Source organism: Leptospira andrefontaineae (assembly GCF_004770105.1).
In the GTDB taxonomy this organism is placed as follows: Bacteria; Spirochaetota; Leptospiria; order Leptospirales; family Leptospiraceae; genus Leptospira_B; species Leptospira_B andrefontaineae.
This window is the reverse complement of record NZ_RQEY01000010.1, coordinates 400,233-420,317: the sequence shown is the minus strand read 5'-3', so window position 1 is coordinate 420,317 and position 20,085 is coordinate 400,233. Positions and strand designations below refer to the sequence as shown.

General features: G+C 38.9%; 18 protein-coding genes and 2 tRNA genes. 12 read left to right on the top strand and 8 right to left on the bottom strand.

Annotated elements, in window-relative coordinates:
* Nucleotides 1-14 precede the first annotated feature (14 nt).
* A complete protein-coding gene (locus tag EHO65_RS06730) occupies nt 15-1,559 on the top strand; it encodes a hypothetical protein (protein WP_244243459.1) in 1,545 nt (514 codons plus the stop codon).
* Here EHO65_RS06730 and EHO65_RS06725 read toward each other — a convergent pair.
* The 4 genes from EHO65_RS06725 to EHO65_RS06710 all read right to left on the bottom strand — a co-directional run bounded on the left by EHO65_RS06725 (nt 1,556) and on the right by EHO65_RS06710 (nt 3,716).
* A complete protein-coding gene (locus tag EHO65_RS06725; RefSeq protein ID WP_135773359.1) occupies nt 1,556-2,167 on the bottom strand; it encodes an FMN-binding negative transcriptional regulator in 612 nt (203 codons plus the stop codon). The genes EHO65_RS06730 and EHO65_RS06725 overlap by 4 nt on opposite strands.
* Complete coding sequence (locus tag EHO65_RS06720) at nt 2,167-3,423, bottom strand: PQQ-dependent sugar dehydrogenase (RefSeq protein ID WP_135773358.1); 1,257 nt, start codon at nt 3,421-3,423, stop codon at nt 2,167-2,169. The genes EHO65_RS06725 and EHO65_RS06720 overlap by 1 nt, the downstream gene beginning before the upstream one ends.
* Nucleotides 3,424-3,488: 65 nt before the next feature.
* Nucleotides 3,489-3,561, bottom strand: a tRNA-Ala gene (locus tag EHO65_RS06715).
* Nucleotides 3,562-3,642: 81 nt separating this feature from the next.
* A tRNA-Ile gene (locus EHO65_RS06710) sits at nt 3,643-3,716 on the bottom strand.
* 104 nt (nt 3,717-3,820) lie between these two features.
* Here EHO65_RS06710 and EHO65_RS06705 point away from each other — a divergent pair.
* The gene (locus tag EHO65_RS06705; RefSeq protein WP_135773357.1) at nt 3,821-6,151 is read left to right on the top strand and encodes a sensor histidine kinase; all 2,331 of its coding nucleotides are present in this window, start codon (nt 3,821-3,823) and stop codon (nt 6,149-6,151) included.
* Here the strand turns inward: EHO65_RS06705 and EHO65_RS06700 are convergent.
* Together EHO65_RS06700 and EHO65_RS06695 are read right to left on the bottom strand one after the other, a co-directional pair.
* A complete protein-coding gene (locus EHO65_RS06700; RefSeq protein ID WP_425269331.1) occupies nt 6,148-6,831 on the bottom strand; it encodes a response regulator in 684 nt (227 codons plus the stop codon). The two genes, EHO65_RS06705 and EHO65_RS06700, sit on opposite strands and share 4 nt — an antisense overlap.
* Nucleotides 6,832-6,892: 61 nt before the next feature.
* A complete protein-coding gene (locus EHO65_RS06695; RefSeq protein WP_135773356.1) occupies nt 6,893-7,882 on the bottom strand; it encodes a hypothetical protein in 990 nt (329 codons plus the stop codon).
* A 194-nt stretch (nt 7,883-8,076) separates the two neighbouring features.
* On the opposite strand from EHO65_RS06695, the gene EHO65_RS06690 reads away from it, so the two are divergent.
* Both EHO65_RS06690 and EHO65_RS06685 read left to right on the top strand, forming a co-directional pair.
* Nucleotides 8,077-8,649, top strand: coding sequence for an ATPase (locus EHO65_RS06690; protein ID WP_135773355.1), 573 nt, complete (start codon nt 8,077-8,079; stop codon nt 8,647-8,649).
* Nucleotides 8,642-8,878: a hypothetical protein gene (locus tag EHO65_RS06685; RefSeq protein WP_135773354.1), complete on the top strand. Its 237-nt coding sequence runs from the start codon at nt 8,642-8,644 to the stop codon at nt 8,876-8,878. Before EHO65_RS06690 ends, EHO65_RS06685 begins: the two co-directional genes overlap by 8 nt.
* Before the next feature lie 38 nt (nt 8,879-8,916).
* Here the strand turns inward: EHO65_RS06685 and EHO65_RS06680 are convergent, their stop codons facing one another.
* Both EHO65_RS06680 and EHO65_RS06675 read right to left on the bottom strand, forming a co-directional pair.
* Nucleotides 8,917-10,113, bottom strand: a complete 1,197-nt coding sequence (locus tag EHO65_RS06680) for an acyltransferase family protein (protein ID WP_135773353.1) — start codon at nt 10,111-10,113, stop codon at nt 8,917-8,919.
* A gap of 3 nt (nt 10,114-10,116) precedes the next feature.
* On the bottom strand, nt 10,117-10,749 hold the full coding sequence (locus EHO65_RS06675) for a Crp/Fnr family transcriptional regulator (protein WP_135773352.1): 633 nt from the start codon (nt 10,747-10,749) through the stop codon (nt 10,117-10,119).
* A gap of 32 nt (nt 10,750-10,781) precedes the next feature.
* Between EHO65_RS06675 and EHO65_RS06670 the strand changes: the two genes are divergently transcribed.
* From EHO65_RS06670 to EHO65_RS06635, 8 genes are all read left to right on the top strand, one after another.
* On the top strand, nt 10,782-12,002 hold the full coding sequence (locus EHO65_RS06670) for an SMP-30/gluconolactonase/LRE family protein (protein WP_135773351.1): 1,221 nt from the start codon (nt 10,782-10,784) through the stop codon (nt 12,000-12,002).
* 21 nt (nt 12,003-12,023) lie between these two features.
* Nucleotides 12,024-13,199, top strand: a complete 1,176-nt coding sequence (locus tag EHO65_RS06665; RefSeq protein ID WP_135773350.1) for an acyl-CoA dehydrogenase family protein — start codon at nt 12,024-12,026, stop codon at nt 13,197-13,199.
* Nucleotides 13,200-13,201: 2 nt separating this feature from the next.
* Nucleotides 13,202-14,245, top strand: coding sequence for a phosphotransferase family protein (locus EHO65_RS06660; RefSeq protein ID WP_135628889.1), 1,044 nt, complete (start codon nt 13,202-13,204; stop codon nt 14,243-14,245).
* 10 nt (nt 14,246-14,255) lie between these two features.
* Nucleotides 14,256-14,651 carry a DUF6285 domain-containing protein gene (locus EHO65_RS06655; RefSeq protein WP_135773349.1) on the top strand — a complete coding sequence of 132 codons (396 nt, stop codon included), beginning with the start codon at nt 14,256-14,258 and terminating at the stop codon, nt 14,649-14,651.
* Nucleotides 14,652-14,653: 2 nt separating this feature from the next.
* Nucleotides 14,654-15,382: a histidine phosphatase family protein gene (locus EHO65_RS06650; RefSeq protein WP_135773348.1), complete on the top strand. Its 729-nt coding sequence runs from the start codon at nt 14,654-14,656 to the stop codon at nt 15,380-15,382.
* Nucleotides 15,383-15,519: 137 nt separating this feature from the next.
* Entirely contained in the window at nt 15,520-17,631 is a 2,112-nt protein-coding gene (locus tag EHO65_RS06645) for a sensor histidine kinase (RefSeq protein ID WP_135773347.1), read from the top strand.
* Nucleotides 17,632-17,699: 68 nt separating this feature from the next.
* A complete protein-coding gene (locus EHO65_RS06640; RefSeq protein WP_135773346.1) occupies nt 17,700-19,601 on the top strand; it encodes a PAS domain-containing sensor histidine kinase in 1,902 nt (633 codons plus the stop codon).
* Nucleotides 19,602-19,684: 83 nt separating this feature from the next.
* Nucleotides 19,685-20,068 carry a hypothetical protein gene (locus EHO65_RS06635; protein WP_135773345.1) on the top strand — a complete coding sequence of 128 codons (384 nt, stop codon included), beginning with the start codon at nt 19,685-19,687 and terminating at the stop codon, nt 20,066-20,068.
* Nucleotides 20,069-20,085 lie beyond the last annotated feature (17 nt).

Below are 20,085 nucleotides of genomic sequence, written 5' to 3'. Positions count from 1 at the left end.
TCTCCTTAGGGAGAGTGGCAGTCGATCCAAGACTCGCTGACTTCTTTTATAACTCTGATTCTCTTTTCTTTTCAGTAATTTACCAGGAACTTTTTCTAAAACCCGGAGCAAACTTTTTAATATCTTTGAAGGGTTTTGGCTGGACCCCCGCCTTGTATTTTTTCCCTGATTTGGTTCAGTATTTTGCACTTAGAACCATTTTTTTATCACTTGAGAATGGTGGCTGGGAACTGACCCATTTATCTTACTCTGCATTTCAATGGATCTTTCTTTTGTTCGGGATCTTATTTCTTTTACAGAAGTTCACGAAAGAAAAAATTTCTTATGAAATATCCAGTCTTGTTTTATCGTTCGGTTTTTTGATAGGGATTATATTAATTTTATTTAAACAAGATCTATTCGTATTTTTACCTGGATTCCATGGAGGGAATTTAGTAGTCTTATGTTGGGCCTGGGGATTTTTTTTCCATTGGGAAGAATATAACTCCAAAAAAAGTTTTGTTTTGGTTGCCGGATCAGTATTCTTATTCTCTTTAAGTGATCTTCTTTTTATTCCATACTTTCTGATTCCTGCCTTAAGTTTACATCTATTCGATTGGTTATTTAAAGAAAGATCCGTTCATAGACTCCAAAAAATCGTATACACGTACTTTCCCGTATTTTTGGGAATTGTAGTTTCCAGGATCGTTTTCCAAATTTTACGCAAGAACAGTTTCGTCTTATTTCCTGGAACTGCAGCACCTAAAAAATTAGGAGAGGCAATTGCTGGTTGGAAATGGGAGAACTTCTTTCATTCTTTCTACTATTTATGTAAGGAAAATTGGATCTATCTTGTTCTGATCATTTTCTTATTTGGTATTTTAAAGTTTTTACCAAAAAAGAAAGAAGGAGCAAATTTAAATAAGCCGATCCATCTTTTCTTAATTTTAGGAATTATAGTTCCTTTTGTTTTTTTGCTATATGGATTTATTTTTGGGCTAACAGGAAAGTCGGGTATCCAAGGGATAGATCGATATTTCGGAGAGATCCTACTTGGATTTTTAGGAATTAGTGCAGTTTGTATTTTAAGGATTTCATATATTCCAATAGCGAAGTTTACATTTGGTTGTTTATGTTTTTTAGGAATCCTTTTCGGGATTTATTCTTCTTATTCTAAGGGGCTTGGACTGGCTCATTATCCAACAAAGCTGGCCTGTCTTGACGAACTTGCGGACAAACATCATTGGAAGAGGGGAGTTGCCAGTTTTTGGTATGTAAGGCCAATGAGGATCTTCTCCAAAAAAGTTTTGGAACCTGATGATTATCTATATGATCTAATGTTATTCTATTGGCAGAATAATTTAAACTGGTTCGAAAGAGAAAACCCACCTTATACTTTCGCGATCATAGATGGTGTGGATGAAAAGATCGTAAGAAAAAAATTGGGTGAACCAATTTCGATCTCTTATTGTGATAAGGTCCCTATCTATACCTTTGAAAATCCCGAAAAAAGTCTGGAGTTTATAAAAGAGAATCAAGGTAAGATAGATCTGTGGAAATTTTCCACTTCCAGATACTAAAATTTTTGGATATTGTTTATCCTTCTCATCCATTCTGCCAATTCGATATCTTGGTCTAGTTCAGAAAGTTCCAAAGTATCTATCACTCTTTTTCTTCTTTCCAAGGAATGATTTTGGCTGAGTTTTAATTTTGCTTCATAGCTTAGATTATAGATCTCAAATCCTTTTATTTTACCTAAAAGAGAATTTCTAATCTCCGGTTTAGGAGATTGATAGTTATAGCCTGAATTTCCTGATTCGAAATATTGAATGGAATCTTGTAATACTTTTTCGGTTTTATCCTTATCTAAAAGACGTAATGTACCCTTGGCATGTACTGAGAGATAATTCCAAGTCGGAACAGTTTGTTCCGATTCGTACCAGCTCGGAGAAATATATGCATGAGGTCCATGGAATACGCATAAGACTTGAGAGGTCTCTTGTAAAAGAGGATTTCCGGAAGCCATATGGCCGACTAAACTGGATTTGTCTTTCGAAAGAAGGATAGGGAGATGAGTTGCCTCAGGGCCTTCCCCGCTTGTAGAGATCAAAACGGCAAATGGGTATTTGCCGATGATCTCATGGATTATATCAATATTTTCTAATTTAAAATGTTCCGGAGTATACATTATTTTCCCGGATCAATCCTAAGTATCTGTCCTGCTCCAAAGTCTGCGATATAAACAGACCCTCTTGCATCTTTTCCAAAACTGGAAATTAATACGGGCCATTTTCCTAGAGAGTAGGCTTCTTTTACCGGACTTCCGTCTTTCGGAAGATCGATTGCCCAGAGCCTACCGGATACGAAATCCCCGAATACATATTTACCATGAAGATCAGAAATACGATCGTTAGTGACTACGTAACCACCTGTAATGGAGCTTCCATCTTCTCTTCCGTATTCGTAAACTGGATCCGTTAATCCTTTTTTATCGCAGTCTGTTTTAGGTTCGAAACAATGAGTAGCTTCCATTTTGTTCCAACCGTAATTTTTTCCAGCTTCTACTATATCAATTTCTTCGAATAGATCTTGGCCAACATCCGCAATGATCAATCTTCCGGATGGATCAAAAGAATATCTCCAAGGGTTTCTGAAACCGTAAGCGAATGTTTCCGGTTTAAAAGAAGGATCTTTTAAGAAAGGATTATCTTTTGGCACAGAATATTCTTTGCCTGGATCCTTAGAGTTCACGTCAACTCTTAGAACAGAACCTAAGAATGTAGAGGGATTTTGTCCGTTACCTTTCGGATCTCCCATCCATCCCCCGTCTCCCCAAGCGATGTATAACAAACCGTCTTTTCCGAATGCCAATTGTCCTGCGTTATGATTTCCGTAGGGTTGTTTAACCTCCATTAAGATCCTCTCTTTGGAAAGTTTTGCTTTTTTAGGATCTTTAGGAAGGTCTATGGTCCATTCTGAAACTCTGCTCGTTTCTCCATTTTTCTTAGCAACATAGTTTAAATAAAGAAGTGGTTTTTCCGGGAATTCAGGATGTAGAACTACTCCAAGTAGTCCTTGTTCGGAGTCTGTCGAAATTCCATCAAGTTTTAATAATATACCTGAACTTCCGTCTTTCGGGTCCAACCATTTAAGTGCTCCGGTCTTTTCCGCTACTAAGAAAATATCCGGGCCAGGGATCATGAGTAAGTCCACAGGTTGTTCGAAACCTTTTCCGATAGTGGTAAGGCTGATACTGATCTTCTTTCTTTTTTCGTCGTTTTGATTGAAGGTAGCAACCAAACCAGATTCTTTTCCTTCTGCTTTGTATTTTGCCATGTCATCCACATTGGCCACTAGCAGACGTCGGATATCGTCGCAGGAAATGCTGAAGAATATGAGTGAAATCGCCGGGATTAGAAAGGATCTATAGAAGGAAAGTTTCATGATCCGAATTCTTGCTTCGAATCAGTTTATATCCAGCTTTTTTCAGGAAAGGAAAATAAGAAGATTGGAGCGTATCGGGATCGAACCGATGACCTTCTGAATGCAAATCAGATGCTCTCCCAGCTGAGCTAACGCCCCTTTTATCAGGGATGAGTGGAATTTGGAACCGGTTTGGAAGTGCCGGAAATCCGACTCCACTCTTTCTAAACCGTTTTTACCTGGGCCTGATAAGACTTGAACTTATGACCCCGCGCTTATCAAGCGCGTGCTCTAACCAACTGAGCTACAGGCCCGGTAAGAGACATGATTTTTATTCGAGATTCTCTGGCAAGGGATTTTTAGAATAACCGACAGGTTTTGCATTTACGGATTTCAAGATTCCACTCAGATTTGCTGTGTGAGATTCGGAAAAACTACCTTCTTTGCCCTCCTAATCTCTTCCTTTATTTTTCAATGCGGTTTCATCGGATCGGGTTCGGAACATTCTTCCGCGAAGAATGGAATATTGGATTTAAGCAAACATTCTTTTAAAGACGGTAAGGTCGTTTCATTGGATGGAGAATGGGAATTTTATTGGGAAGAATTTATTTTACCCGGTGACTTCTCCGATCCGAAATTCAAATCCAAAAAAAAATTAGTAACTCTCCCTTCTGTTTGGTCGGAAAAATATTCTAAGGATCCAAATTCCGCAGGCCATGGCTACGCAACCTATCGAATTAAATTAAAACTTGGAGAAAGGAAACAAACATTCGCTCTCAAAATTCCTGATATAGGAACTTCTTATATACTTTATGCAAATGGAAAGAAGATCGCCAGTGTAGGTTCTTTAGGAAAATCAGAATCAGAAGCGAAAGCAAAATACGAGTTAAAAATTTCTTTGGTTCCTGATTCGGAAAATCTGGAGTTGGTATTCCATGTTTCCAATTTTCAAAACAGATGGGGAGGAGTTTGGAATTCCATTCAATTAGGAGAATGGGAAAATGTTTTAGAGAATATTCAGAAACGAAGAGATATAGAATGGGCCTTGGTGTTAATCGCGGCCACGATGTCTTTTTATAATATATTCTTTTATTTTTTTAGAAGGACCGAATCCGCTCACATATTATTCGCATTCCATTGTTTTCTGATCATGATCCGTTCTTTAACGATTGGGGATTCCAGACTAGCATACGAATTTTTGCAGGGAATTTCTTGGGAGCTTCCAAATCGTTTGGAGTATATCAGCGTATACGCATCCGGGCCTACTCTATACGCTTTTTTGTATAGATACTGTAAGACTGATTTCTGGAAAAGGTTCGGTCAATACATCTGTATTCCTTATTATGTAGCGGTCTTTATTGTATTATTTTTTCCGAATAAATATTATACTCTCACACTTCTTCCGATCGCATTGTACATGCCTTTGGTCACGATGCCCATTTGGATAGTTCTGCTTTCAATCGGTCTGAAAAGAAAAATAGAAGGCGGACGTATTCTATTTGCGGGTTATTTAGTGATCAGTTTAGCCACATTGAATGATATTATGTTCTTTCTCGGGTTTTGGAAAAGTATTTACTTAATCCAATATGGAGAAGTTGCACTGATACTTGGGTATTCCATTCTGATCTCCAAAATTTTCTCAGAGGCATTCAAACGTTCCGATATATTGGGAACCAAAATGAAATCTCTTGTGTTTTCTACGAGAGAGATCATGCAATCTTCTTCCTATGATAAGGCCGCGGATACAGTCTTAAAGATGCTTCATGAAAATGGGAAAGAAGAAACGGTTTTTGTGTATTTAGAAGAACCGAATTCTTCGGTTTGGAAAAGATATTCTATCTCTTCTTCAGGAAATTTGGAAACTGTAGAAGTTTATAAATATGATGTGCAGGATCTTTTAGGTCTGGACCCTTCTTCTCTTGCCAAACCAATGATCCAAAATAATAGGCTGATCATCTCCGTTCAGGATGAGCAGCTTTACAAATTGATCTTTGATCTTCCTTTCGAAGGATACTCTGAGGATTCTCAGGTGGATTGGGTGAGAGGAATTGCGGATGCACTTGCATTTTCAGTTCGTAATATTGCAAGACAGGATAGAGAGAAGCTTGCCATCATTGGAGAACTTTCCGCAGAAATCGTGCATGATTTGGGTCATCCGATCGCAATGATCCGCCAAAATCTAAAAAACATAGGTTCTCAAAAAGGTAAATCTAAAAGTAATATTCTCTTTCAAGCAGAGAAGGAAGTGGATGCGCTTACGAATCTTACCTTAGATATATTAGATTTTTCTAAAAATAGAATTATCTTGGATCTGCAGAACATAGATATAAAAACTTACTTCAAGGAAATTTTTGAAGATTTAGGGACCTTCTTCCAATCCACTCAGATGAAACTGGTTTCTAAGATAAGTGCAAAGGGAAGTATCCGGTTAGACCCACTTCGTATTCGCAGATTGATCTTTAATCTGGCAAAAAACGCTGCAGAGGCAACCGACGAGAAAGGTATCTTTTCTATCCGTATCGAAAAAGAAGAGAATGTTGTTTATTTGATCTTCGAAGACAATGGTGAAGGTTTCAGTAAAGACATGGAAAAATATATTTTCGATTCAGGATTCGGAAGTAAGAAGCCATATGGAACGGGACTCGGGCTTTCTATCATTCGCAAAATTGTGTCCGCTCATGGAGGAGAAATACTTGTTTCTTCGGAGGAGGGGAAGGGAACTAGGTTTACAATTCTTCTTCGTTCTTAATTTGGATCCAAGGATTTGAGTTGGACTAAAATCCTAGTTAATTCTACCATATTCTCCACTTCTAACTTCTTGAAAATAGATGCTCTATGAGCTTCGACCGTTCTAACGCTTAGTTTTAATTCTTCCGCGATTTCTCGGTTTAATTTTCCCTTGGAGAGAAAGTTCAGGATCTGACTTTCTCTTTTAGTGAGCTTTTTAACGATCTCGACTACTTCTCTGATATGTTTTTCGTCATAACTGAAGTTTGCGATCTCTCCAGGGAATACTTTGCCTCTATTTAATACTTTTTTAATGGAGGCCATAATGGATTCCATCGAATCGCTTTTTAGAATATAACCATCCGCACCCGCTGAAATTGCGTCCTGAAGATAAGACCAATCTCTGTGCATTGTTAAAAATACGATCTTCATATTCGGGAATTTTTTGCGGATAGAATCAAGTTCCCTGATCCCGTTCTCATCTTGGAGAGAAACATCGCAGATAAGAAGATCCGGTTTAGCAAAACCCATAATTTTGGTACCTTCTTTTATGGAAGAAGCAGAGCCACAATATTCATAATCTCCGGAAGTTTTGATCTCGGATTCCAATCCGGAACGAACAATCGGATGATCGTCTATTAAGAATATTTTAGGGCGGGTTCTGACGGACATCTTCTCGGATTTTAGGGAATATGGCACCATTGGCAATCCTTAAAATTTAAAAACCAATATTAATATTATGAAAGTATGAAGGACTTACCTTCTAATTATCCTCGAAGATTGCATCCGCTTCGTTAGTCGACCCATTGCCCGGAACGGTACAGGTAAACTCAGCATAACTGGTAAGAAAGCCTGGACCTCCGCCTGGAGGTGATATATAATAATTTCTAGTAGTTATGCCTTGATCCGAAGGATAAGTGCATCTTCCGCTGCGTGTCATACTGCCTGAATTCAGACCATTACAATCATGAGCAGGTCCTACATACGTATTTCCACCTCCCAATTTTTCGTAACATAGAGCGGAACTGACCCAGTTGGAAACCGAAGTCGCTTGGATCTGGCCGTTTGCGATATTGGTTCTATAACTTGCAGGAATTATACCGTTTGAATATTTGACTTCTATAATATAAGTTCCGCTTGCAAGATTTGCTTTTTTAAATTGAGCTCCCGTTTTTCCATTTTCTATGATCGTAGTTTTAGAACCTGTCGGGCTACTATAATAGTATAAATTCAGATTGGCTCCGAAATATCCGAAAATATTAAAAAGAACATCTCCTGTGCTTCCTAATGTAATACTGAAATAACTATTTTGATCAGCTGCACTTGTAGGTCTGATATAACTATTTGGTGTTCCTAACGTAAAATCTATAATCGGTCTATATCTAACGGTTTTAGAAAGTAATGGATTTCCGTTTTTAGTGACTACCATTCTAAGTGTGGTGTTCTCTGTAATACCAGAGACAGTCGGCATTATAAATTCTAAACTTCCGTCTCCAGGAAGATTTATCCCGGTTGCTGATTCCCCACCGATTGTGATCGTATAATCTCCTGCAACTCCTGTGAAATTATTTGTAGTAAGAATATTGTCCGAGCCAGGAAAACCTTTTTCAAATACGATATCGGCAACAGAGAGATTATTGAGTGCGACCAAATATATCAAAGGATCGGTGTTGTTATTGTCTTTTGTGCAGCCTATAAATCCGATCGTGTAGAATAATAAAATATAGATCCAAGTTTTTCGATTGAGGTTCATGATTTCCTTGCTTTTTTGCAGAAAAATTATGAACCCTAGGTTGATAAATTTCTATACGTAGAATTACTAGATTAATGTTGGCTTATAGGTAGAAGCCGAAGGAAAAAAGTACGGAACCAGTTTTCCTTGAGAAGTATATTTTAATAATTAGAATTTGATTGGCTTATCTAAATTCCTAATTAATTTCCGATTTGATGAAACATCTGATCATCGTGGCCGGACCGAATGGTTCCGGAAAAACGACCTTTGCCTTAGAGCATCGAAATGTATATGGTTATATTTTTTTAAATGCCGATGAAATGGAAAAAGGTTTAGAAAATCGAGGAACAACAAGCGGTCATTTGGAAGCAGGGAAATTATTTTTTCAAGCGATAGATAGAGAGTTAGGTTTAGGAAATAGTCTAATTATTGAATCTACTTTGTCAGGGAGATACCTAAGAGCGACCATTCAGAAATTTAGAAAGTCCGGATATCGGATTAGTATTTTTTATACAGTGCTGGAATCTTCTAAACAATGTATAGAAAGGATTCGAGACAGAGTCGCGAAAGGTGGTCATAGTATACCGGACGATATTGTTGCTCGACGGTTCGTCCGAAGTAGGTGGAACTTCTGGAAAATATATCGTTCTATGGCTGATAATTGGGCAGCGTATTTTAATTCGGGTGAGAGGCTTGAATGTTTTGCGCTTGGCGGAAAATCTAATTATGATATAGTGAATCAGGAGTTATATTCTCTTTTTCTCCAGGGAATTGACAAAGATGAGTAAATTAAAAAAGAAAGTCTACCAAGAAGAAGCCGAAGAGTTTACCCGAATTTTTGAAAGGGCTATACGAAAGGCTCAAGCAGAAAATCGCCAATTTGGGCTACCTGACGTTTTTTCTAAGAACGGAGAAGTGTATTTCCGTTTGCCAGATGGGAAAATCGTATATGAAAGACCGAGACCTGCCAATTCAATACGGCTAGCGGTTGAAAGAATACTTAAGTTGTTAAAGTAAAATAAAAGAACTGAACTTAAGATTTCTGTTTCTCTATATTATTTATTTCGCTTAAAACTGATCCCTTTATTTCCGAGAACAGTCAACCAGAAGTTTGAATCTCGGATAACAAAATGATACACTAAAAAAGTTAGAGCATATACAAAGAAAATATGAAGCGAAAATTTTATCCAGATAGAAAGACCTGTGCTCACTACTAAAAATCCGATCCCAAGAGAGATCGGATGATGGATTAAATATACCGGCAAACTGGATTCTCTTAAGTAGGAACTAAGTTTATTGGTCTTATTAAAGAAGAGTTGGAAAAGTCGGATAAAGAATGCGATCCAGATCCATCCGCCCAAACATTTTAGAAAAATATGAAGTATTCTCATCCCGAATCCAGTATATCCGAAATAAGACCAGTACGGATCGATCGTACTTACCCAATAAAATAATCCGAAAAATACGAAGGACAAAAATCCGAGTAGAATGATCTCAGAACGATCCGTTTTCCCTTTTAAGATCGTACTTTCTTTTCCGATCAAAAAACTTCCGAACAAGAAAAAACTGAAATCATATATAAACTGGACCGGTTCTATATTCAGGTATTTTTCATCCTTTAGGAAAAAGTAATTAATGCCACAGGTCCAGATTGTACACCAAATTCCTGCGATAAGTAATGTTTCCCATTTTATGCTGGATCTATTTTCAGATCCTTCTTCTCCATACCTGGAAGAAGGAAGTATAAATTTTCCGATCCTTGAGATTACCGGTCGAACACCTAAATATAAAAATGTATATAATGCTAAATATAGAATAAACCAAAGGTGAGAAGGAGCTGGATTCTTAAGTAAGAATTCTTCCCATAAAAATTTGAAATAATTTCCTTGGTATCCTTCTTGTAATGCGTTCACATAATATTGCATTGGTGCGAATAATATAATTCCTGGAATTAAGGGAAGAATGATCCTTAATGCTCTTAATCTTAAAAATTCTTTTAATGTTTTGGAAAGATAGATTCTTTCCGTAAAATATCCGGAAAGAACGAAGAACATTGGCATTCTGAAAAGATGTACCCATTCTCCGAATACATCGAATGCTATAGATCTATCATCATTTCTTAATGGATATATAATGATCGCCGCATATACGATCGCTACATGGAATGCTAATCCTAATAATAATGCAAAGGATCTGAGATTGTCTAGATAATCCAGCCTGCTTTGTTTGGCCGGTGAGCTTTGTTCAGCCAAGAATTACTGGTCCAATGTATATTTAAAAAACGTTTCCCGTATCAATATATGGCTGGGATCGTTTTTAGGTTGTTCGACCATCTTGTCTTTTACTAAAAGATTGATCGCGGATACCAAATCCGTATGTTCCAATCCGACTCTTAAGATGGCCCATTTCATAAATGCAGCCAAATGTACCTTGTATTGTCCATCTTCTTGTTCTCCTCTCGTCTGTGCGAAAGTAATGAGTGCAGATGTTACAATATTCTTTCTGTCTCCTTTTAAAAGACTAGCTATGGTTTGGTTGGTCTCTCTTAATCTGGAAGAAAGCATCTTTACCATCTTTAGAGAAAAAGAAGGGTTGGTCTGGATTAGGTTATAGAACACGCTCTCAGTGATCGCAAATAATAATACGTCGGTTTTTGCGATGGCTCTTGCACTTCTGGGTTTGCGATCCACCAGCGCCATCTCACCGAACATATCCCCTTCTTTCAGTTCTATTAGAAGTTTGAATGCTTCTTTTACTTTTTTATGGATTCCCACTTTTCCGGAAAGGATCAGATACATTTGATCGGCAGGTTCGTTCTCATCGAAAATAACAGCGGATTCCTTAAAGCGGAGACCGTGTTTATTTACCATATCTTCAGAGATCTTCATGCCAAAACGGACTGGAAAAGTTTTTAGTCCTCATGTACGATATCGGCGATTGGTTGGGAGCCGCAATCAATTATTCTGGTAAGAAGGCGGGAACCTCAGAATTTTACGTTGACTGCCCGACCTTCGTAAGTAGCGTCTCATTCGTTTTCCCTAAGGAGGGAATCGTGAACACGAAAAAAATCCTCCTGCTCTCTGCAGCGTTCATTATCATTTTCATAATAGGTTTTGCACTCAAACCTTCTCCTATTCAACCAATCGCTTACCAACCGCCTATCGATACTGGTTTGATTGGCAACTTCCAAGAAAACAAAGCTTTGGAATCCGCTGAACTAATCGCACTCGGAAAGATACATGGTCCGGAAGATATAGAACCGGATGACGATGGAAATATCTACTCTGCGAGTGAAGATGGCAAAGTGTATCTCATCTCTAAAGACGGAGAAATGAAGGCACACGCATTCACGGGAGGTCGACCTCTTGGAATGAAATTATTAGGAGATGGTTCCATCATAGTTGCAGATGCAATCAAAGGTTTATTAAAGATCGGCAAAGATGGAAAGGTAGAGGTTTTGAGCACTGAATCGGAAGGTGTCCCTTTCAAATTCACTGATGATCTTGATGTTGCTAAAGATGGAACGATCTATTTTTCTGATGCGAGTGATAAATATGGCTCTGCAGAATATTTGTATGATCTAATGGAGTCCGTTCCTCATGGTCGTTTGCTTAAATACGATCCTCATACAAAGAAGACCATAACTCTTATGAAGGATCTTTTCTTCCCAAATGGAGTGGCTCTTTCTAAAAACGAGGATTTCCTAGTATTAAACGAAACTTATAAATATAGGATCCATAGGTATTGGATCAAAGGACCTAAAGCTGGAACGAGTGAGATCTGGGCTGAGAATCTTCCTGGATTTCCTGATAATATTTCTTCGGATCGTAAAGGTCATTTCTATCTAGCCTTATTCACTGTTCGAAATAATATGGTGGATAAGATCCTACATCCTCGCCCTTGGACAAAATCTATCGTAGCTAAACTACCTAAATTCCTTTGGCCTAAACCTCAGCCTTACGGGTTTGCAGTCATTTTGGATGAAAATGGAGTGGTTGAGGCGAGCTTCCAAGAACCCAAGGGTAAACACCTTAAAGAGATTACTTCCGTAAAAAGAAAAGGGGAGTATATCTATTTAGGCAGTCTTCATAACGACAGGATCGGAAAATTTAAACTTCCTCCTGAATTAATAAAAGAATAAATAAGGAAAATTGAATATATCATGGATTTATCCATACCTAAGGAACTAGATGGAATCAGGGCAAAAGCAAAAGCATTCGTAGACGAAATTGCCATCCCTGCGGAAGATCATTACGATTACGATCATGGTAGAATGCCTGAGGCGATCGTTCAGAAGTTAAGAGAAGAAGCTAAAAAAAGAGGGTTATGGACCGCTCATCTTCCTAAATCGGAAGGTGGTTTAGGTCTGGACTTAGTTGGTACAGCACTTGTATTCAGCGAGTTGGGCCGTTCTCCTATTGCTCCTTATTTATGTAATTGTGATGCTCCTGATGAAGGAAATATGCATCTTCTTCATTTAGCTGCAAATGAAGAACAAAAGAAGAAGTATTATCATCCTCTTGTGGAAGGAAAGATCCGCTCAGGGTTTGCAATGACCGAACCTCCTCCGGGTGCCGGTTCGGATCCTACGACTCTTTCGACTAACGCAGAGAAGGACGGGGATCATTATATTCTAAACGGTCATAAATGGTACTGCACCGGTGCGAATGGTGCTTCTTTCTTGATCGTGATGTCAAAGGTGAATGATAGTTTCAGAAGAACTTCTATGTTCTTAGTTCCTACCGACGCGCCTGGATACACAATGGTACAGGAGATCGGAGTTTTAGGTTCACATGGCCCAGGCGGGCATTGCGAACTAAAATTCGAAAATGTAAAAGTACATGAGTCCCAAGTACTCGGAAAAATTGGAGAAGGTTTTAGACTTTCCCAAGAACGGTTAGGACCTGCAAGGCTTACACATTGTATGAGATGGATCGGACTTGCCAGAAGATCCATGGAGATCGCAAGAGAATACGCGATCAAAAGAGAATTATTCGGTGGAAAATTATCGGATCACCAAGGTATCCAATGGATGTTTGCGGAATCTTCATTGGAAATAGAATCAGGTTTTTTACTTACATTAAAGGCTGCAGACATTCTACGTAAAGGTGGAGATGCAAGACAGGCTGTCTCTTTAGCCAAGTGGCAGGTAAGTGAAACATTGAATAAATGTATAGATAGGGCAATTCAGATCTGTGGGTCTCACGGTTTTAGTCGTTATCTTAAATTAGAATTATTTTATAGAGATGCGAGGGCCGCTAGGATCGCAGACGGTCCTACTGAAACTCATAAGATGGTGATCGGCAGGAATTTAATATCCGGAAAGGAGAGCTTCTGATCGTGAAAGATTCCGAATTGAAGGAAAGGCTGGAATCATATTTAGGAAAAAGGCTTCAAGGAACAGTAGAAATCGCTAATATGGTTTCTCTTTCGGGAGGAGCCTGCCAGGAAAATTTTTCCGCAGACATTAAAGTCAATGGTGGTCCTGAATCAGGACAATACCAAACCGTATATAGAACGGATAAGGGAGCTTCTTTGCTCGCTTCTTTGTCTCGAATCAACGAGTTTAAGGTTTGCAGAATGGCATTTGAAGCCGGAGTTAAAACTCCTGAACCGTTTTGGTTAGAGTCTGATAACTCGGTCACTGGAAATCCATTCTACTTTATGAAAAGGATCCAAGGTAAGGCTACAGGACGATTTGTAGTAAAAGATCCAAGTTTAAATAAGGTTCGTAAACAAATCACCCAAGAGTTAGCGGAAAATCTTGCGAGTATCCATTCAGTTACTCCTGAAAAATGTAAGGATGAAAAACTAAAAGAAGTTTTGAATCTAGGACAACATGTAAGCGGCAAAACTGTTGCCCAAGGTTCTGTCCAAGCATTACGTTCTCAATTGGAATCCATGGATGGAGCATATCCTGCCATGGAAATCATTTTGAATTGGTTAGAGAAGAATGCTCCTGAAAGTGATGCAGTCGTTCTGATCCATGGAGACTTTAGAACGGGAAACTTCATGGTGAATTCCGAAGGCTTGCAAGGAATTGTGGATTGGGAATTTGCACATTGGGGAGATCGTCACGAAGATCTGACCTGGTTATGTATGAGGGATTGGAGATTCGGAAAACTGAATAAAGAAGCAGGCGGCTTTGCTGATCGTTCCGAGTTTTACGAGATCTATGAGAAGGCATCCGGTGTAAAACTAGATCCTATTAAGATCAGATATTGGGAAGTGATGGGAAATCTTCGTTGGGCGATCGGTTGTATCGGCCAAGCAGAACGTCATCTTTCCGGAAAAGATAAGGGGATAGAACTCGCATCCATAGGAAGAAGAGCCTGTGAGATGGAATACGAGGCAATGAGACTCATTGAAGAGTCCATAAAATAAGGAAATCATTATGCAGGATAAACCAAGCGCCACGGAATTATTGGAAGCAATCCAGGATTTTCTAATGAAAGAGGTCCTACCCGAGTTTAGGGATAAGGACCTTCTCGCATATAAAACATTAGTAAGTTGGAATATGCTCGGAGTGATCTCCAGAGAAATACGCTCAGGTGAAGAATCTTTAGACAAAGAACTTACCAGACTTTCTTCCTTGCTCAAAAAGAAAACCGAACTTCCTAAAACTTGGAATGAGAAGAAAAATCTGACTTCTTCTTGGAATGAAGAACTGAGAGATATTATCCGGAAGGAAAAAAAATCTTTGGAAGATACGGAATACTGGAAACATATAAAAGAATCCGTTATTGAAAAAGTAGAGATCGTAAATCCTAGATTCACTACGGAATCATAAATATGTCCGTAATATATCTGATTCGCCACGGGCAGGCGAATTCCACGGGAGAAGATTACGATTTATTGACCGATAAGGGCAAAGAACAAGCGTTTGCCCTTGGAAAGTACATGGCTTCTAACGGAGATTTTCCGGATAAGATCATCTCCGGGACAATGAGAAGGCATAAAGAAACTGCGGAATTTTTTATGAAAGGGATTTGTTCGGTGCATTCCAATCAAAAAGCGGAACCCGATTTTCATTCTTTTGATGCAAATTGGAATGAATTCCCCTCCGAGTTATGGAAGAAGTATGCGGAACATCTTTCCGGGACCAGACCTGAATTCCAAAGATCATTATTACAATTTTCTAAAGTTCGACTAAAAGGTGGAGTTCGTTCTGCCGCTCTATTTTTCAAATTAACCGAGGAGATATTGGCCGTTTGGAGAAAAGGGGATTTCACCCCACCCGGAATAGAAACTTTCGCAAATTTCCAATCTAGAGTGGATCTTGCCTGCGAAACTTATTTTCAACCTTCTAATTCGGAAAGGACATTCATTTTCACTTCAGGCACACCGATTTCTTTAACCTTGAAGAAGATGCTTCGACAAGATGAAGATGTTTTTACTTGGATGCCTTGGATTTGGAATAGTTCAGTGAGTATGTTTCGTTGGGTAAGAGGTAGATATATTCCTGTGAGTTTAAACTTTCTTCCTCATATACCTGATAAAGGAGCCCGAACTTTATATTAAATTTAAACTTGTTCTAATGATAAGAACCTTGTCGTAATACGTTTGTAGGAACTCCAACAACGGGGTACATCCTTTTGGAAATAAAAAAGTGTGGACTTCGATTTTTGAAGGTGTAGGATTTTGCCCCGCTGATCCGCATGAATTCCTTGGTTTCCACACTAGAATTTCGTTCCTCAAAGGATAGAAATTTAGGATTTCTTTCCATAACATTAGGATCTATATTCGTTCTAATACTATTTGTTCTCATATATTTCACGGATGAAACGGAATTATTACGGATTTACGATAATATCCATTGGACTTCATCTATCGCAATCGCTACGATCACGGCTTGGTTCGGCTATAAATCTGCAGAAGGAGAAACTAAAAGATTCAGGTTCTGGTTTTTCCTCGGCCTTCTTTCTTATTTTCTTGGCCAGATTGTTTGGGATATCCAAGCTCTTTCCAAGTTTTATAGTTTTCCTGCACCAAGCGACCTATTCTATCCATGGTTAGGACCGTTCTTTGCCATCGGTTTTGCTAGATTCTTAAAAGATAGAGTTCCAACTAATAGAATGAAGGTGGCCTTTATGGACGCCTTAGGACTTGCGATCGCAGTTCTTGCAGTTACCTTAGTATTATATCTTTCTAAAAAAGAAGATAGGCCTTGGTTCCAGTTATTAACTCTGTCGGTTTATCCAGTATCTATGCTTTCGGCAGCTTGCATAGGTGTATTGATGAAACCATCTTTACGCTTAAAAGCGGACTTTCCATTTTTATGTTTGATAATCGGACTGGCAGGAATGGGGATCAGTTGGTTGCAATGGAATTCTTTATTTTTGATTGCTGTTCCAGACGATGGAACCTTAACAAACGCAGGATTTTCCGCAAGCCTCTTGCTTTTAGGATATGGAACTTTGACCTGGGTTCCAAATTCTTCGGGAGAAATTGAAAGAGAATCTGCAACAGAAAGTGGGCTTTTAAGAATTCTTCCTTTATTGGAAGTCATCGTTTGTTCCGCAGCTATCATTCTTTCCTTAACTCTCACTGGCCTTCCCGAGATCATTCGATTAGTGATTTGGTTTTCTGCAGGAGTAATGGTAGTGATCGCAAGTCTTAGGCAAAGCTTGCTCGTTGCGGATCTGGCAACCGCGGAGTTTGTGATCCGAAATGCGAATAAAGAATTAGAGGTCACAGTTGCAGAAAGAACGGAAGAATTAAGATCTACTAATACTTATTTGGTGACTGCTAACGATAAACTAAGAACGGCCATGGACGAGCTCAAGAAAACCCAGGAGAACTTGGTTCGATCCGAAAAAATGGCGGTATTAGGAAGATTGATCGCAGGGATTGCACATGAGTTAAATACTCCGTTAGGCGCAATTCGCTCTTCCACCGAAGGTATACGTTCTATTCTAAACGAGCCATGGGAAAAACTTTTAAAGGAATATTCCAGTTTTAATAGAGAAGAGAGAGAATTTTGGGGAATACTGTTCAAAAAGGGGGGTGCAGTTAATTCTGATTTCGACTCCAAGGAAGAAAGATCTAAAAGGAAAAAATCGGAAGTTATACTGAAAGAAGTCGGCATAGAAAATTCTCTAGTAATGGCGGATGCTTTGACCGATCTAGGGATTTCTCCGGACCAAGTTTCAGAATTGGCGGATAAGATCCCCAAAGGGGAAAGAGGATGGATGATCGTAAGTAATGCATCTGCTCTTTCTAGTATTGCCAGATCCAGCCAACTGATCTTGGATGCTTCTATCAAAGCCTCTCGTGTAATCCAAGCATTAAAAAGTTATGCATCTGGAGAAGGAGATTGGAAACCTCACTCTGAATCCGTTTCCCCTAAAGAGCAAATAGAGAACATTATTACATTATATTATTCTAAAATGAAAAACAAGGTGATTGTGGATATAAATATCCCTGAATCCGCAAGAGTATCGGGAGATCCGGAAAGATTATACTTGATCTGGACCAATCTCATCACTAACGCATTACACGCTATGAATTATTCCGGAAGAATATTCGTAGATGCGGAACGAAAAGGTGAATACTGGGAAATTTCAGTCCAAGATACAGGTACTGGAGTTCCTTCAGAGATCAAAGATAGGATTTTTGATCCATTCTTCACTACTAAGTCTCCTGGAGAAGGAACAGGACTAGGCCTAGATATTTGCAAAAATGTGGCAGAAGAACATGGGGGCTCCATCCGATTTGTAAGTTCGGAAGAAGGTACGACATTCTACGTTACCCTCCCAGCCTCGTCCTAATTATTAGGTTGATATGAAAAATCACTCGTACAGAGTTGTGCGAGCTTTCGAATTTTTTCCAGATTCTTATGAACGGACCTAAGAGCGAAAACGTATATAGAGATCTATTCGAACAATCACCTATCGGTCTCATGATATTCGATAGGCAGGGAAAAATTATAGAAGCAAACGATTCTTCTCTACGTTTTCTAAGAGCAGGAAGAGAAAAGATCATCGGGCTTTCTTATTCTAATTTAAAAGATACAAGAGTTTCCACATTGATCGGCAAAGGTCTCCAAGGAGAAGCTTCCGATTACGAAGGTCCTTATAATACAACAGTAAGTGGCCTTTTGTTGCAGGTCCGTATCAGAGTGAATCCACTTTTCGATGACTTTGGGATTTTCGGTGTTACTTTGATTTTCGAAGATCTCACGGAAAGAAAGAAGACGGAAGAAAAATTAGCCGTGACACTTTCTGACATTCGTGTCGCCCAAGTAGCTCTTGAAGAACACGAGGTAAAATTTAAGACATTATTTGAATCCGCGGGAGAGGCAATCTTTCTCATGGACGATAAGATCTTTTTAGAATGTAACCCTAAAACGGAAGAGATGTTTGGTTGTAAAAGAGAAGATATAATAGGGGCTTCTCCTGTTGATTTTTCTCCTGAGATACAACCGGATGGTGCTCCTTCTTCTCAAAAAGCATTTCAAAAAATACAGGCGGCTTTTGCGGGCAAACCCCAAACTTTCGATTGGCTACATTGCAGAAAGGATAGGACCAATTTTGATGCAGAGGTTACATTAACTTCCGTAACTCTGAATGGAAAAGCTCTACTGCAAGCAATCGTAAGAGACATTTCAGAAAGGAAAAAAGCGGAAGAAGAGATCCGACAACTAAACGAGGATCTGGAACAAAAAGTAATTCTTAGAACAGAACAGCTAAAAGCAACAAATACTTATTTAGAAAATACGAATAGAGATCTTCTTTTAGCATTGGATGAATTGAAATCTACGCAGGCACAGCTAGTCCAATCCGAAAAAATGGCTGTGCTCGGGCAATTGATCGCCGGTATTGCTCATGAGGTGAACACTCCTTTAGGTGCGATTATTTCTTCTAACGAAGGAATACAAAGTGTGTTCCGCCAAGATTGGGAGAAATTACTCTGTGAATTTGCAGACCTGGATATTCAGGAAAGAGAGGCTTGGAAGAAAATCTTCACGAAAGGAAGTATTTTTCCTGATTTCTATGATTCTTCCGAAGAAAGGAAAAATAGAAAGATCATCCGAGAAACTTTACAAAATCTTGGATTTCCATCTTCTGAATTCCTCTCGGAAAACCTGGCTGAATTAGGGATAAGGGTAGAGGATATTCCCGATTTAGTTAGAGACATTCATAAAGATAAATTTCCTACATTAGTCGCAAATGCTTATAATTTATCTGGAATTTTAAGATATAGTAATGTAGTCAGAGAAGCCGCCTCAAAAGCTGCCAGGGTCATTAGAGCTTTAAAAACTTATGTGTATCAGGATCATACTGGAATTAGTCTGATCGATATAAGAGAACAGATGGATCTTGTTCTCACCCTATATTATAATAAAGTAAAACAAGGAGTGGAGATCCGCAGGGATTTTGCGGATAATTCGCTTGTAAAAGGACAGGCGGATCAATTGACTCAGGTTTGGGCAAATCTAATCAATAATGCATTCCAAGCGATTTCTTACCAAGGCAGATTAGATCTGGAATCTCATATTAAGGACGATTACTTGATCGTTTCCGTCACTGATGATGGCCCCGGGGTTCCAAAGGAGATCCAAGATCGGATTTTCGAACCATTCTTCACCACAAAAGAAAAAGGAGAAGGAAGCGGTTTGGGTTTGGATATTTGCAGAAAGATAGTAGAAAGACACCAAGGAAAAATAGATTTCGATTCCGTTCCGGGGAGGACCACATTCAGGGTTCATCTTCCCTTAGCGGAAAAAATCCTGATTTAGACGGATTCCTAATCGGGAACTTTTTATTTCTTACCAACCAAAGATTGGTTTACTCTTCAAAGAAAACATATATAGATTCCTGAATGAAAAACATTTTGGTTCGAGTACTTAGTTTCGGATTTTTAGTTTGGTTGGTCCCTTTCGTAGTGGCTATGGGCTTCTTTTCGCCGGAAAGAAAACTTCTGGTGGATATGTTCACTTTCAAAACAGTGATGCTTCTTGTAGGAACTGCAACAGGCTCTTATTTACTATTTCTTCTTTCCAAAAGAATTCAAAGGCCTGCGTTTAAAACTTTTCTTTTTATTGGTGCGATCTGGCTAATTGAAAATTGGATCTTGGATTTCGTGATCTTACTTCCTTTAAGCGGAATGAGTGTGAGCGATTATTTTGTTCAGATAGGTCTCCGTTATGTGCAGATCTTATTTGTTGCTGCAGCGATTGGGGCAGCGATAGATCGACATCCTTGATTGGAATTTTTCTTTAG

Coding starts and splice junctions, on each gene's coding strand:
- EHO65_RS06635 (WP_135773345.1), top strand. CDS start 19,685: ATGAAAAACATTTTGGTTCGAGTACTTAGTTTCGGATTTTTAGTTTGG.
- EHO65_RS06690 (WP_135773355.1), top strand. CDS start 8,077: ATGAAACATCTGATCATCGTGGCCGGACCGAATGGTTCCGGAAAAACG.
- EHO65_RS06655 (WP_135773349.1), top strand. CDS start 14,256: ATGCAGGATAAACCAAGCGCCACGGAATTATTGGAAGCAATCCAGGAT.
- EHO65_RS06725 (WP_135773359.1), bottom strand. CDS start 2,167: ATGTATACTCCGGAACATTTTAAATTAGAAAATATTGATATAATCCAT.
- EHO65_RS06650 (WP_135773348.1), top strand. CDS start 14,654: ATGTCCGTAATATATCTGATTCGCCACGGGCAGGCGAATTCCACGGGA.
- EHO65_RS06720 (WP_135773358.1), bottom strand. CDS start 3,423: ATGAAACTTTCCTTCTATAGATCCTTTCTAATCCCGGCGATTTCACTC.
- EHO65_RS06645 (WP_135773347.1), top strand. CDS start 15,520: ATGAATTCCTTGGTTTCCACACTAGAATTTCGTTCCTCAAAGGATAGA.
- EHO65_RS06695 (WP_135773356.1), bottom strand. CDS start 7,882: ATGAACCTCAATCGAAAAACTTGGATCTATATTTTATTATTCTACACG.
- EHO65_RS06700 (WP_425269331.1), bottom strand. CDS start 6,831: ATGGTGCCATATTCCCTAAAATCCGAGAAGATGTCCGTCAGAACCCGC.
- EHO65_RS06665 (WP_135773350.1), top strand. CDS start 12,024: ATGGATTTATCCATACCTAAGGAACTAGATGGAATCAGGGCAAAAGCA.
- EHO65_RS06685 (WP_135773354.1), top strand. CDS start 8,642: ATGAGTAAATTAAAAAAGAAAGTCTACCAAGAAGAAGCCGAAGAGTTT.
- EHO65_RS06640 (WP_135773346.1), top strand. CDS start 17,700: ATGAACGGACCTAAGAGCGAAAACGTATATAGAGATCTATTCGAACAA.
- EHO65_RS06675 (WP_135773352.1), bottom strand. CDS start 10,749: ATGAAGATCTCTGAAGATATGGTAAATAAACACGGTCTCCGCTTTAAG.
- EHO65_RS06670 (WP_135773351.1), top strand. CDS start 10,782: ATGTACGATATCGGCGATTGGTTGGGAGCCGCAATCAATTATTCTGGT.